Origin of the sequence: Streptomyces sp. NPDC029526, assembly GCF_040637405.1 — a bacterium.
Classification (GTDB): domain Bacteria; phylum Actinomycetota; class Actinomycetes; order Streptomycetales; family Streptomycetaceae; genus Streptomyces.
In genome coordinates this window covers 273,178-287,138 of the sequence record NZ_JBEZWE010000001.1, presented here as the reverse complement: position 1 = coordinate 287,138, position 13,961 = coordinate 273,178, and the positions used below count along the sequence as shown (strand labels likewise).

At 73.6% G+C, this 13,961-nt stretch carries 10 protein-coding genes; 7 read left to right on the top strand and 3 right to left on the bottom strand.

Annotated elements, in window-relative coordinates:
* Positions 1-324: 324 nt before the first annotated feature.
* Positions 325-3,498, bottom strand: coding sequence for an isoleucine--tRNA ligase (gene ileS, locus AB0F01_RS01295; protein WP_362089034.1), 3,174 nt, complete (start codon positions 3,496-3,498; stop codon positions 325-327).
* Between the two features lie 1,157 nt (positions 3,499-4,655).
* Here ileS and AB0F01_RS01290 point away from each other — a divergent pair.
* The 6 genes from AB0F01_RS01290 to AB0F01_RS01265 all read left to right on the top strand — a co-directional run bounded on the left by AB0F01_RS01290 (position 4,656) and on the right by AB0F01_RS01265 (position 10,235).
* Complete coding sequence (locus AB0F01_RS01290) at positions 4,656-5,456, top strand: TraR/DksA family transcriptional regulator (protein WP_362089033.1); 801 nt, start codon at positions 4,656-4,658, stop codon at positions 5,454-5,456.
* A gap of 155 nt (positions 5,457-5,611) precedes the next feature.
* Positions 5,612-6,268, top strand: a complete 657-nt coding sequence (gene lspA / locus AB0F01_RS01285) for a signal peptidase II (RefSeq protein WP_362089032.1) — start codon at positions 5,612-5,614, stop codon at positions 6,266-6,268.
* Between the two features lie 43 nt (positions 6,269-6,311).
* Positions 6,312-7,256, top strand: a complete 945-nt coding sequence (locus AB0F01_RS01280; protein WP_362089031.1) for an RluA family pseudouridine synthase — start codon at positions 6,312-6,314, stop codon at positions 7,254-7,256.
* Positions 7,253-7,729 (top strand): GNAT family N-acetyltransferase, encoded by a 477-nt coding sequence (locus tag AB0F01_RS01275; RefSeq protein WP_362089030.1) that lies wholly within the window; start codon positions 7,253-7,255, stop codon positions 7,727-7,729. The genes AB0F01_RS01280 and AB0F01_RS01275 overlap by 4 nt, the downstream gene beginning before the upstream one ends.
* 107 nt (positions 7,730-7,836) lie before the next feature.
* On the top strand, positions 7,837-9,423 hold the full coding sequence (locus tag AB0F01_RS01270) for a Na+/H+ antiporter (RefSeq protein ID WP_362089029.1): 1,587 nt from the start codon (positions 7,837-7,839) through the stop codon (positions 9,421-9,423).
* 71 nt (positions 9,424-9,494) lie between these two features.
* The gene (locus AB0F01_RS01265; protein WP_362089028.1) at positions 9,495-10,235 is read left to right on the top strand and encodes an SDR family oxidoreductase; all 741 of its coding nucleotides are present in this window, start codon (positions 9,495-9,497) and stop codon (positions 10,233-10,235) included.
* A 29-nt stretch (positions 10,236-10,264) separates the two neighbouring features.
* Here the strand turns inward: AB0F01_RS01265 and AB0F01_RS01260 are convergent, their stop codons facing one another.
* Entirely contained in the window at positions 10,265-11,386 is a 1,122-nt protein-coding gene (locus AB0F01_RS01260; RefSeq protein ID WP_362089027.1) for a mechanosensitive ion channel domain-containing protein, read from the bottom strand.
* A 105-nt stretch (positions 11,387-11,491) separates the two neighbouring features.
* Between AB0F01_RS01260 and AB0F01_RS01255 the strand changes: the two genes are divergently transcribed.
* Positions 11,492-12,067, top strand: a complete 576-nt coding sequence (locus tag AB0F01_RS01255) for a dienelactone hydrolase family protein (protein ID WP_362089026.1) — start codon at positions 11,492-11,494, stop codon at positions 12,065-12,067.
* A gap of 29 nt (positions 12,068-12,096) precedes the next feature.
* On the opposite strand, the gene AB0F01_RS01250 is transcribed toward AB0F01_RS01255, so the two are convergent.
* Entirely contained in the window at positions 12,097-13,782 is a 1,686-nt protein-coding gene (locus AB0F01_RS01250; protein ID WP_362089025.1) for an alkaline phosphatase D family protein, read from the bottom strand.
* Positions 13,783-13,961 lie beyond the last annotated feature (179 nt).

Below are 13,961 nucleotides of genomic sequence, written 5' to 3'. Positions count from 1 at the left end.
GGTGCGGACTCCGTGTCCGACGTACGCAACGCCGAAGGGCGGGACCCGGGTGATTCCGGGGCCCGCCCTTCGGTGTTCGTGTGCCGTGCCGTCTGTGCCGTCTGTGCCGTCCGTGCCGTCCGTGCGGGGTGGCCGGGGGTTCGTGAGGTGCCCGGCGGTCCGGCGATGCGCTCCGGTCCGGCGGCGCCCGGCGGTCCGGCCGAGCCCCGTGGTCGTGGTCCGGGTGCCCGGTGGTCCGGCGGTGCGCGCACCGGCCGTCGGCCGGTCCGGTCCGCGCACGGGGGGACGCGTCCCGCACCCTCGGCGCGGGACGCGTCCGGTGGATCACACCCGGCGCAGGCGGAACGTCAGGGCCAGGCCCTCGTCGGTGAACGGCGTGCCGAACGTGTCGTCCGCCTCACCTCGCGCGAAGTCCGTCGCCAGGACCTCGTCGGCGATGAGGGTCGCGTGCTCCTCCAGCGCGGCGACCGTCGAGGGGTCCTCGGCCGTCCAGCGGAGCGCGATGCGGTCGGCGACGTCCAGGCCGCTGTTCTTGCGGGCCTCCTGGATCAGCCGGATCGCGTCCCGGGCCAGGCCCGCCCGGCGCAGCTCCTCGGTGATCTCCAGGTCCAGGGCGACCGTGGCACCCGCGTCGGAGGCCACCGACCAGCCCTCGCGCGGGGTCTCGGTGATGATCACCTCGTCCGGCGCGAGGGTGACGGTCTCCCCGTCCACCTCCACCGAGGCGGTGCCCTCGCGCAGCGCCCGGGACAGCGCGGCGGCGTCCGTGGCCGCGATCGACTTGGCGACGTCCTGGACGCGCTTGCCGAACCGCTTGCCGAGCGCGCGGAAGTTGGCCTTGGCCGTGGTGTCCACCAGCGAGCCGCCCACCTCGGACAGCGACGCCAGCGACTGGACGTTCAGCTCCTCGGTGATCTGCGCGTGCAGTTCGGGGGAGAGCGCGGCGAAGCCGGACGCGGCCACCAGGGCGCGGCCGAGCGGCTGACGCGTCTTCACCCCCGACTCGGCACGCGTCGCCCGCCCCAGCTCCACCAGGCGGCGCACCAGCACCATCTGCCGCGACAGCTCGGGGTCGACCGCGGCCGGGTCCGCCTCGGGCCAGGACGACAGGTGCACCGACTCCGGGGCGCCCGGGGTGACCGGGACCACCAGGTCCTGCCAGACCCGCTCGGTGATGAACGGGGTGAGCGGGGCCATCAGCTGGGTGACCGTCGTCACCACCTCGTGCAGCGTGCGCAGCGCGGCCTTGTCGCCCTGCCAGAAGCGGCGGCGCGAGCGGCGCACGTACCAGTTGGACAGGTCGTCGACGAACGCCGAGAGCAGCTTGCCGGCGCGCTGGGTGTCGTACCCCTCCAGCGCCTCGGTCACCTGGCCGGTGAGCGCGTGGAGTTCGGAGAGCAGCCAGCGGTCCAGCACCGGGCGGTCGGCGGGCGCCGGGTCGGCCTCGGACGGCGCCCAGCCGGACGTACGGGCGTACAGGGCCTGGAAGGCGACCGTGTTCCAGTACGTGAGCAGGGTCTTGCGGACGACCTCCTGGATGGTGCCGTGGCCCACCCGGCGGGCCGCCCAGGGGGAGCCGCCGGCCGCCATGAACCAGCGCACCGCGTCCGCGCCGTGCTGGTCCATCAGCGGGATCGGCTGCAGGATGTTGCCCAGGTGCTTGGACATCTTGCGGCCGTCCTCGGCGAGGATGTGCCCGAGGCAGACGACGTTCTCGTAGGAGGACTTGTCGAAGACCAGGGTGCCGACCGCCATCAGCGTGTAGAACCAGCCGCGGGTCTGGTCGATGGCCTCGCAGATGAACTGCGCCGGGTAGCGGGACTCGAACAGTTCCTTGTTCTTGTACGGGTAGCCCCACTGCGCGAACGGCATCGAGCCCGAGTCGTACCAGGCGTCGATGACCTCCGGCACGCGGGTGGCCGTGCCGCCGCAGCCGTCCTCGGGGCAGGCGAAGGTGACCTCGTCGATGTACGGGCGGTGCGGGTCGAGGCCCGACTGGTCCCGCCCGGTCAGCTCGGTCAGCTCGGCGAGCGAGCCGACGCAGGTGAGGTGGTCCTCGGCGCAGCGCCAGATGGGCAGCGGGGTGCCCCAGTAGCGGTTGCGGGACAGCGCCCAGTCGATGTTGTTGGTCAGCCAGTCCCCGTACCGGCCGTGCTTGACGGAGTCGGGGAACCAGTTGGTCTTCTCGTTCTCCTCCAGCAGCCGGTCCTTGATCGCCGTGGTGCGGATGTACCAGGACGGCTGCGCGTAGTAGAGCAGTGCGGTGTGGCAGCGCCAGCAGTGCGGGTAGCTGTGCTCGTACGGGGTGTGCCGGAAGAGCAGGCCGCGGGCGTCGAGGTCCTCGGTGAGCTTCTCGTCGGCCTTCTTGAAGAAGACGCCGCCGACCAGCGGCAGGTCCTCCTCGAAGGTGCCGTCGGGACGGACCGGGTTCACCACGGGCAGGCCGTAGGAGCGGCAGACCCTGAGGTCGTCCTCACCGAAGGCGGGGGACTGGTGGACCAGACCGGTGCCGTCCTCGGTGGTGACGTAGTCGGCGTTCACGACGTAGTGCGCGGGCTGGGAGCCCTGCCCGTCGGTTCCCTCGCCGCTCGGGAACTCCACCAGCTCGAAGGGGCGCCGGTAGGTCCAGCGCTCCATGTCGGCGCCGGTGAAGCTCTCGCCGGTCGGCTCCCAGCCCTCGCCGAGCGCCTTGGCGACCAGCGGCTCGGCGACGACCAGCTTCTCCTCACCGTTCGTGGCGACGACGTAGGTGACCTCGGGGTGGGCGGCGACGGCGGTGTTCGACACCAGCGTCCACGGCGTGGTCGTCCACACCAGCAGTGCGGCCTCGCCGGCCAGCGGGCCGGAGGTGAGCGGGAAGCGGACGTAGACGGACGGGTCGACGACCGTCTCGTAGCCCTGGGCCAGCTCGTGGTCGGACAGGCCGGTGCCGCAGCGCGGGCACCAGGGGGCCACGCGGTGGTCCTGTACCAGCAGGCCCTTGCCGAAGATCTCCTTCAGCGACCACCAGACGGACTCGACGTACTCGGGGTCCATGGTGCGGTAGGCGTCGTCCAGGTCGACCCAGTAGCCCATGCGGTGGGTCAGCTCGCTGAAGGCGTCCGTGTGCCGGGTCACCGACTCGCGGCACTTGGCGTTGAACTCGGCGATGCCGAACGCCTCGATGTCCTGCTTCCCGGAGAAGCCCAGCTCCTTCTCCACCGCCAGCTCGACCGGCAGGCCGTGGCAGTCCCAGCCCGCCTTGCGGCCGACGTGGTAGCCGCGCATGGTGCGGAAGCGCGGGAAGACGTCCTTGAAGACGCGGGCCTCGATGTGGTGGGCGCCGGGCATGCCGTTGGCGGTGGGCGGGCCCTCGTAGAACACCCACTCGGGGCGGCCCTGGGACTGCTCCAGGCTCTTGGCGAAGATCTTCTGCTCGCGCCAGAAGTCGAGCACCGCGTGTTCGAGCGCGGGCAGGTCGACCTGGGCGGGTACCGGGCGGTACGTCGGCGTTGTCATCAGCGGGCTTCCTCCGGCGGACTTGCTGCCTTCCGTCCGGAGGGACGAGAGCCGTGTCTCTGCGCCGTCGGCGCGCTCCCGCGGTACCACCCTCCTTGGCCCCCCGGTGCGTCGTGTGCGCCGGTGAGCCCCCTCATTGGGGTCGCGATGCCGGGTCTACTCGCCGCGGCTGCTCGCTGCGGCTTTCTTCCGGCGGCTCCGGGGTGATCTTCACGTCGCGCTCGCCCCCGGGCTCACACCGTCCCCGGGTCGCTCTGGGCTGCCTACGCCGCTACTCGTCCCCATCCACGCTTTTCGCTGCGCCCAGTGTACGGCGCCCGGTGGACGGCGGCCGACCGGTTTCTCCGCGACCGTGACGTCCGGCATGCCCCGAATGGCGACCCGTGCCGTCCGGGATCCCGGGAGGCGGGTCCGGGCGGCATACCCGGCGGGGAGCTGGGCACAACGCATGCAGGCTCGCCGCGCGGTGTCGGCGGGGCGGGGGAATCGGGCGGTGCGCCCCGTTGCCGCGGGAGGCGGGTCGATTTATCGTCCCAGCACGATTTGCGCGCAAGATCACAAAATGTGAAGGGGCCGCGGCCATGGTGGCGAAGAAGACCGCCGTACAGCAGTCGGCGTCCGGCGACGCCGGGCACGCTGCCGACGGTGGAGCCGGGCGGAAGCGGGCGGCGGCACGGGCGACGGACCCGGCGCGGAAGACGGCGGCGCGGACCGCCCGCGGGTCGGCTGCGGGCCGGGCGGCCGGGAGGAGCGCCGGGGCCGGCGCCCGTGCGCCGGACGCGGGCGGGGGGACGGAGGCGGACGTGGACGCCGGGACGGCGAAGGGAGCCGGGGCGGCGGCCGAGGGCGCCGGGGCGAAGGCCTCCGGGGCGGCGAAGGGCCGGGGGAAGGCGAAGGACACCGGAGCTGCGAAGGACCCGGAGCAGGCCGGGGGAACGGGGCCGGCGGGACGGAAGGCGGCCGGTGGGGCGCGGACCGCCGCGGGCGCGAAGGCGACCGCGGGGAGGAAGGCGGGCGAGCGGAAGGCGACCGCCGGGAAGAAGGCGGCGGGTGGGAAGGCGTCCCCCGGATCCGGGGCACCCGCGGGAAGCACGGGCGCGAACGGCACATCGGCCGCGGACGGCGGGAGGGCCGCGGGCGGGAAGGCAGGCACGGGCATGAAGGCGACAGCGGGCACCGGTGAGGCCGGCGCCGACACCGCGACGGAAGCGGGCGGGAAGCCGGCCGGAAAGCGGTCGGCCACGGGCAGGCGGGGGACCTCCGGCCGGAAGGCCGCGGGCGCCGGGGACGGCACCGCCGCCCGCAAGGGCAAGGGCAAGGGCGAGGACGCCACCCGCAAGGGCAAGGGCGAGGACGCCACCCGCAAGGGCAAGGGCGAGGACGCCACCGGGGACGGCGGGGGCACACACGACACGGCCGGGCGCGGCACGGCCACTGACGCGGACGCGGACGGAACCGCACCGCAGACGGGAGCGACGACGGTGGGCGCTAAGAAGACTCCTGGCACGGCCACGGCGGCCACGACCGCCGTACCCAAGGCACGGATCGGCGCGGCGGAGCCCGGCGATCTCGCGGTGCGCCCAGGCGAGGAGCCCTGGACGCCGGAGGAGGTCGAGGAGGCACGGGCCGGGCTGATGTCCGAGGTGCTGCGGCTGCGCGAGGAGATCTCCTCCTCGGAGCGGTCCCTGGCCGGCCTGATGCGGGACTCCGGGGACGGCGCGGGCGACGACCAGGCCGACACCGGCACCAAGAACATCACGCGGGAGCACGAGCTGGCGCTGGCGGCCAACGCGCGCGAGATGCTGACCCAGTCCGAGCACGCCCTGCAGCGCCTGGACACCGGCACCTACGGCCTGTGCGAGAACTGCGGCAACCCCATCGGCAAGGCCCGCATGCAGGCGTTCCCGCGGGCCACCCTGTGCGTGGAGTGCAAGCAGAAGCAGGAGCGGCGCTTCTGACCGCGGGCCGGGCGGCGGCCGGCCGGACCGCGGGCCGCGAACGGCCGGAGAGCGGGCGGAGGCCGGCCGGGCCCCGGATGCCGACTGAGCAGGTGGCCCGCGCACGGCGTGTCGTACCCTCGTCCTCAGTCAGGTACCTAGGTTGAGGGACTCACGTGGCAGAGGCGGAGCGCATCATCGGTACGCCGGAATCCCCGGACGCCGGCCGGGACGGGCAGGAGCGGGCCGATGCCCGGGACGCCGAGGCGCCGGAGGAGGCCCACGCCGGGCAGGAACGGGCCGATGCCCGGGACGCCGAGGCGCCGGAGGAGGCCGGGCGTCCCCGGGGCAGGCGGCGGGTGATGGTGCTGTTCGCCGTCGCCGCCTTCGCCTACGCCCTCGACCTGATCAGCAAGATGATCGTGGTCGCGAAGCTGGAGCACCACGAGCCGATCGAGATCGTCGGGGACTGGCTGAGGTTCGAGGCGATCCGCAACGCGGGCGCCGCCTTCGGCTTCGGCGAGGCCTTCACCGTGATCTTCACGGCGATCGCCGCCGTGGTGATCGTGGTGATCATCCGGCTGGCCCGGAAGCTGTACAGCCTCCCCTGGGCGATCGCGCTCGGCCTGCTGCTCGGCGGTGCCCTCGGCAACCTCACGGACCGGATCTTCCGCTCCCCGGGGGTCTTCCAGGGCGCGGTCGTCGACTTCATCGCGCCGAAGCACTTCGCCGTGTTCAACCTGGCCGATTCGGCGATCGTGTGCGGCGGCATCCTGATCGTGCTGCTGTCGTTCCGGGGCCTCGACCCGGACGGCACCGTCCACAAGGACTGAACGCGCGTACGGGCCGGGCGCCCGGGTCCGGCATACTCGACGCGTGAGCACGCTTCCCGAGATCCGTACCCTGCCCGTGCCCGACGGCCTGGAGGGCGAGCGCGTCGACGCCGCCATCTCCCGCATGTTCGGCTTCTCCCGGACCAAGGCGGCCGAACTCGCCGCCGCGGGGAAGGTCACGGTCGACGGATCGGTGGTCGGCAAGTCGGAGCGGGTCAGCGGCGGCGCCTGGCTCGAGGTCGAGATGCCCGCGGCCCCCGCGCCGGTGCAGGTCGTCGCCGAGCCCGTGGAGGGCATGGTGATCGTCCACGACGACGACGACGTGGTGGTGATCGCCAAGCCGGTCGGGGTCGCCGCGCACCCCTCGCCGGGGTGGACGGGGCCGACGGTGATCGGCGGCCTCGCCGCCGCCGGGTACCGCATCTCGACGTCCGGCGCCGCCGAGCGCCAGGGCATCGTCCACCGCCTGGACGTCGGCACCTCCGGCCTCATGGTCGTCGCCAAGTCGGAGTACGCCTACACGTCGCTCAAGCGCCAGTTCAAGGAGCGCACGGTCGACAAGCGCTACCACACGCTCGTCCAGGGCCACCCCGACCCGACCAGCGGCACCATCGACGCCCCGATCGGCCGGCACCCGCACCACGACTACAAGTGGGCGGTCACCGCCGAGGGCAAGGCGTCCGTCACGCACTACGACCTGATCGAGGCGTTCCGCGCCGCCTCCCTGCTCGACGTGAAGCTGGAGACCGGGCGCACCCACCAGATCCGCGTGCACATGGCGGCCCACCGCCACCCCTGCGTCGGCGACCTGACGTACGGAGCCGACCCCACCCTCGCCAAGCGGCTCGGACTGACCCGCCAGTGGCTGCACGCGGTGCGGCTCGGCTTCGAGCACCCCGGTGACGGGCAGTGGGTGGAGTACGCCAGCGACTACCCGGACGACCTCCAGCAGGCGCTGGACAAGGTCCGGGAGGAGACCTACGCGTGACGGGCACGACCGCGGGCACCACGGTCCGCGAGGCGGTGGACGACGCCGACCGGGAGGCGTGCTTCGCGGTGCGCAAGGAGGTCTTCGTCGCCGAGCAGGGCGTCCCCGAGGACATCGAGTACGACGCCCACGACGCCGGTGCCGTGCACGTGCTGGCGGTCGGCGCGGACGGCCGGCCGCTGGGCACCGGCCGGCTGCTGCACGGCCCGGCCGCCGCGGAGCGCACCGGCGGCGGCCCGGAGGTCGGCTCGCTCGGCCGGCTGGCGGTGCTCCGCGAGGCGCGCGGCCTGGGCGTGGGGGCCGCCCTGGTGCGCGCCCTGGAGGACGCGGCCCGTGCCCGCGAGCTGACCGCCGTCGACCTGCACGCCCAGACGCACGCCCTGCGTTTCTACCGGCGACTGGGGTACGAGGCGTACGGACCGGAGTTCGCGGACGCGGGGATGCCGCACCGGGCCATGCGGCGCGCCCTGTAGGGAGTCCGGCGCAGCCGGGGCCCGCGGGCGGCGACGTGGCAGGGTGGTGACCTGCTCGCGCTCGTGCCGGACAGCCCAGACCGTCGACCCGCCCCGGAGCAGTGACCGTGGATCAGCTGGCCCTGTTGTTCGCCCTGTTGCTCGCGGCCGTGGTGAGCGTCCCGGTGGCGGACCGGCTGGGACTGCCCTCGCCGGTGCTGATGACGGTCTTCGGCATCGTCCTGGCCCTGCTGCCCTTCGTCCCGAACGTGGACGTCCCGCCCGACCTGATCCTGCCGCTGCTGCTGCCGCCCCTGCTGTACGCGGCCGTGCGCCGCACCTCCTGGCGGCAGTTCGCGGCCAACGTCCGGCCCATCCTGCTGCTCGCGGTGGCGCTCGTCTTCGTCACCACCTTCTTCGTGGCCGCCGTGGCGCACACCATCGTGCCGGGCCTGCCGATCGCCGCCGCGGTCGCGCTCGGCGCGCTGGTGGCACCGCCCGACCCCATCGCGGCGACCGCCGTCGCCGGCAAGCTCGGCCTGCCCCGCCGCCTGGTGTCGATCCTGGAGGGCGAGGGCCTGTTCAACGACGTGACCGCCATCGTGCTCTACCACGTGGCGATCGCCGCCGCCGTCACCGGTTCCTTCTCGGTCTGGGAGGCCGGGCTGGACCTCGTCCTGTCCGCGGTGGTGGCGGTCGCGGTCGGACTGGCGCTGGGCTGGGCCGCCAACCGGCTGATGGACCGGCTCGGCGACGCCACCCTGCAGATCGCCCTGAGCCTGCTGGTGCCCTTCGCCGCCTACGTCCTCGCCGAGGAGATGCACGGTTCCGGGGTGCTCGCGGTGCTCACCGCCGCCCTGTTCCTGGTGGAGTACGCCACCGACGCCGACGCCGTGATGACCCGGCTCGCCGGGCACGCCTTCTGGAACGTCGTCGACACCCTCGTCACCGGCATCGCCTTCGGTCTGGTCGGCCTCGAACTCCACAACGCCGTCGACACCGCGGACGGCCACTGGGGCGAACTGCTCGGCTGGGCCGGAGCCGTGGTGGCCGTCGTGGTCCTGGTCCGCCTCGCCTGGCTGCTGCCGGCGACCTGGCTGACGAAACGGCTGCACGCCGCCCGCGACACCGGTGAGGAGATCCCCCTCGGCTGGCGGGAGACCGTGGTCATGTGGTGGTCGGGCATGCGCGGCGTGGCCTCCGTCGCCCTGGCGCTCGCCATCCCGTTGGAGACGGAGTCCGGGGAGCCGTTCCCCGGACGCAGCGAGATCATCTTCATCGCGTTCGGCGTGATCATGGCGACGCTGCTGCTCCAGGGGGTGACCCTGCCCTGGCTGGTCCGCCGGCTGGACGTCAGGGCCGACACCGCACGGGAGCAGGCCTACGAGCGCGAACTCGCCGTCCGGGCGGCCAAGGCGGCCAAGCAGCGGCTGCGGGAACTGGAGGAGTCCGAGGAGCTGACGGAGGAGCTGTCCGAGCAGATGCAGCGCACCGCGTTCGACATCGGGGTGCGCATCAGCCCGGACCTGGCCGACGAGGAACGGCGCGAGGCGCACCGGCAGCGCGCCCGCCGGGCCAAGCGGATCCGGCGCATCCAGCAGGAACTGCTCAGCGCCGCCCGGCACGAGGTGCTGGCCGCGCGCAGCGAGGCGGGCGCCCACCCGGAGGTCGTCGACCGCGTCCTGCGCCACCTGGACGTGCGCAGCCTGCGGTGAGCCGCGCACCGGCGGGCGTGTCCCGTGCGGCGCGCCGACGCCGGGGCCCGTTCCGTTCGTAGGGTCGGGGCATGACGCGCAACGTGGTGATCAGCGGGGGCGGTACGGGGATCGGGCTGGCGGCGGCACGGGCGTTCGCCGCGGACGGGGACCGGGTGCTGCTGCTCGGGCGGCGCGGTGACGTGCTGGAGCGGGCGGGGGTGCCGGGCGCCCTGACCCACGCGGCCGATCTGGCCGACCCGGAGGCGGTGCGGGGCGTGGCCGGTTTCGTGGGCCGGGAGTTCGGCGCCGTGGACGTCCTGATCCACAGCGCTGGCGGGAACGGGCTGCTCGAACCGCGGGCCGACGACGACGACCCGCTGGACGCCGTCGCCCGCCACTGGACGGTCAACTTCCGCCTCAACCTGCTCACCGCCGTCCTGCTCACCGAGGCGCTGCGGGACCGGCTCGCCGAGCCCGGCGGGCGGGTCCTGTTCCTCAGCTCCATCGCCGCCTACCGCGGTTCCGGCCAGGTCGCCTACGCGGCGGCCAAGGCGGGACTGCACCCCTACGCGCACGACCTGGCCCGGCGGCTCGGCCCGCACGGCATCACCGTGAACGTGGTCGCGCCCGGCTACGTCGAGGACACCGCCTTCTTCGGCGACGGCATCGACGAGGAGCACCGGGCCCGGCTGGCGGCCGAGACGTCCACCGGGCGGGTCGGCACGCCCGGGGACGTGGCCGCGACGCTGCACTGGCTCGCCTCCCCGGGCGCCGGGCACATCACCTCGCAGATCATCCAGGTCAACGGCGGCGCCGAACGCGGCCACTGAGCGGGGCCGTCACCTCCCCGCCCACGTCCTCACCCGTCCTTCCTGGACAGGCGCGGGCGCCGTGCGGCCGGCACCCGGGCCGTGCCGCGGTGGCCGTCCGCGCCGGTCTCCGGAACCTCCGGGGCGCCCGCCGTGGTCACCCGCGGCAGGGCGTAGGGGTGTTCGGCGGCCAGCCAGCGGATCATCTGCTCGCGGACCGTGACGCGGACCGTCCAGATGTCGTCGGCGTCCTTGGCGGTGACCAGGGCCCGCACCTCCATGGTGGTGGGCGTGGTGTCCGTCACGGTCAGGTTGTAGGCCCGGCCGTCCCAGGCCGGGCACTCCCGCAGGATGTCGCGCAGCTGCTCGCGCATCGCCTCCAGCGGGGCCCGGTGATCGAAGTGCCAGTACACGGTGCCGGTCATCTGCGGTGTGCCGCGCGACCAGTTCTCGAACGGCTTCGACGTGAAGTAGGACACGGGCATGGTGATCCGGCGCTCGTCCCAGGTGCGCACGGTCAGGAAGGTGAGGGTGATCTCCTCGACCGTGCCCCACTCGCCGTCGACCACCACCGTGTCACCGATGCGCACCATGTCGCCGAACGCGATCTGCAGCCCGGCGAACATGTTGCCCAGCGTGGACTGCGCGGCGACACCGGCGACGATGCCGAGGATTCCGGCCGAGGCCAGCAGCGAGGCGCCGGCGGCGCGCATCGCGGGGAAGGTCAGCAGCATCGCGGCCACCGCCACCACCCCGACCACCGCCGACACCACCCGCCGGATCAGGGTGACCTGGGTCCGCACCCGGCGCACCCGGGCCGGATCGCGGTGGTACTGCGCGTTGGCGTAGCGGGTGTAGGTGGTCTCCACGACCGCCGCCGCGATCCTGATCACCAGATAGGCGGTCGATCCGATGAGGACCAGGGTCAGGATCCTGCCGACGCTCTCCCGGTGATCGGGGAACACCCGCGCCTCGACGTAGGACGCTCTGAGCAGGGCGGCACACAGCACCAGTTGCCAGGGAACGCGGGCACGGCGCAGCAGCCCCCACAACGGAGTGTCGTGGTGGCGTTCGTCGGCCTTGCGCAGCAGACGGTCGGTCGCCCAGCCGAGCAGCAGCGTCAGCAGGACCGAACCGCCGACCACGATCAGCGGGCGGAGCACGTCATCCATGTCTGCGAACCTAACCGGCCCGGGCCCGCGTGAACCTGTGACATACGTCCGGTTCCGCGTCCCGCCGGGCACCGCCGCGGTCGGACCGGCTGGCACCATGGCCCCATGAACATCATGCTCTTTCACTCGACCTACGGCCTGAGGCCCGCCGTGCGGCAAGCCGCGGACCGGCTGCGCGCGGCGGGACACGAGGTGTGGACGCCGGACCTCTTCGAGGGCCGCACGTTCGAGACGGTCGAGGAGGGCACGGCCCACAAGGAGGAGGTCGGCAAGGACGAGCTGCTCAAGCGGGCGGTCCTGGCCGCCGCCCCCTACTCCGAGCGCGGCCTGGTCTACGCCGGGTTCTCCTTCGGCGCCTCCGTGGCGCAGACCCTCGCCCTGGGCGACGACAAGGCCCGCGGGCTGCTGCTCCTGCACGGCACCTCGGACATCGCCGCGAACGCCTCGGTGGACGAGCTGCCGGTGCAGCTGCACGTCGCCGAGCCCGACCCGTTCGAGACCGACGACTGGCTCAGCGCCTGGTACCTCCAGCTGGGCCGGGCCGGCGCCGACATCGAGGTGTACCGCTATCCCGGCGCGGGCCACCTCTACACCGACCCGGACCTGCCGGACCACGACGCGGAGGCCGCCGAGGCCACCTGGCGGGTGGCGCTCGGCTTCCTCGACACGCTCCAGGACTGAACCCGGCCGGGTACCCCGGCCGGGGCCGGTCAGACCGGGGTGTGGACGCGTTCGACCTTCTGCGTGCCGGTGAGCGTGCGGTACGAGCGGACCCACGTCGAGGTGGTGTTCCGGTCGGCGCGGTCGGCCAGCACGTAGTAGTCCATCTGCGCGCGCTGGGCCGTGAGGTCCAGCACGCCGTAGCCGTGGCGGTCGGTGTCGACCCAGCGCACGTGCCGGTTGGCGGCGCGGATCAGCGGGGAGGCGACGGCGGAGACGGTGCCCTCGGACACCCTGACGATGTCGTCGAGGTTGTCGGAGGTGACCGAGGTGACCACGAACTCCGTGGCGGCGGACGGGGAGGCGGGGTAGGTTCCCGCGTTCACCGGCACGTCGTTGGCCCATGCCATGTGGATGTCGCCGGTGAGGAAGACGGTGTTGCGGATGCCGTTCGTCCGCAGGTGGGCGAGGAGTTCCCGGCGGTCGTCGGTGTAGCCGTCCCACTGGTCGGTGTTGAGGGCGATGCCCTCCTGCGGCAGGCCCAGCAGCTTGGCGAGCGGCTTCAGCAGGCTCGCGGGCAGCGCCCCGACGGCGAACGGCGAGATCATGACCGAGGTGCCGACCAGCCGCCAGGCGGTGTCCGACGCGCTCAGGCCCGCCTTCAGCCAGTCCAGCTGGGCCCGGCCGGTGAGGGTGCGGTCGGGGTCGTCGACCTCGCCCTTGCCGACGGAGACCTGCTGGTCCCGGAACGAGCGCAGGTCCAGCAGCGACAGATCGGCGAGCTTGCCGAAGCGCAGCCGCCGGTAGGTCGTGCCGGCCAGCGCGGGACGTACCGGCATCCACTCGAAGTACGCCTGCTTCGCGGCGGCCTGACGTGCGGCCCAGGCGCCCTCGGGCCCCTCGGTGTGGTTCTCGGCGCCGCCGGACCAGGTGTCGTTGGCGAACTCGTGGTCGTCCCAGATCGCCACCACCGGTGCCGCCGCGTGCAGCGCCTGGAGGTCCGGGTCGGTCTTGTAGTGGGCGTGCCGCACCCGGTAGTCGGCGAGGGTGACGATCTCGTGGGCGGGGGCCTGCGTACGGACGGCCCGGCCGCGGGAGCCGTACTCGCCGGTGCCGTACTCGTAGATGTAGTCGCCGAGGTGCAGCCAGGCGTCGAGGTCGCCGCGGGCCGCGAGGTGGCGGTAGGCGGCGAAGTGACCGGCCTCGTAGTTGGAGCAGGAGACCACGCCGAAGCGCAGCCCGCCCACGGCGGCGTCGGCGGCGGGCGCGGTGCGGGTGCGGGCGGCGGGGGAGTCGGTCCCGCCGGCGGAGAAGCGGAACCAGTAGTCGGTGGCGGGCGACAGGCCGCGGATGTCCGCCTTCACGGTGTGGTCGGAAGTGGCGGTGGCGAGGGTGGTGCCGCGCGCGACGACGTCGGTGAACGCCCGGTCCCGGGCGACGGTCCAGCTGACCTCGGTGTCCGGCCCGGCACCGGAGCCGGGTATCGCCTCGGGCGTCGGGGTCACCCGCGTCCAGAGCAGCACGCCGTCCGGCAGCGGGTCGCCGGAGGCCACGCCGTGCAGGAACGCGGGCGCCTCGGCGGTCGCGGCCCGCGCCGGCAGCGCCCCGGCCAGCGGCGCGGCGAGCACCGCGGTGGCGGCGGCCGCCTTCACCACCGTACGTCGGCGCGGGGAGAGGGAAGTGGCGCCGACGGTGGCCGGGACGCCGTTCTCGGATGATCTGTATCGACTGGTCACAGCCGATCAGGTTACTGACAGGTACACGCCCGAGTGGGCGAACTGGCCAAAGTTCGCCCGGTGTTCAGCGGGCGGTAGGCGCCGGTCGGGGGGGGGGGGGGGGCCCGGGGGGCCGGCCCCCCCCCCCCCCGCCCCCCCCCCCCCCCCCCCCCCCCCCCGGGGTGGGGGGGTGGCCCCCC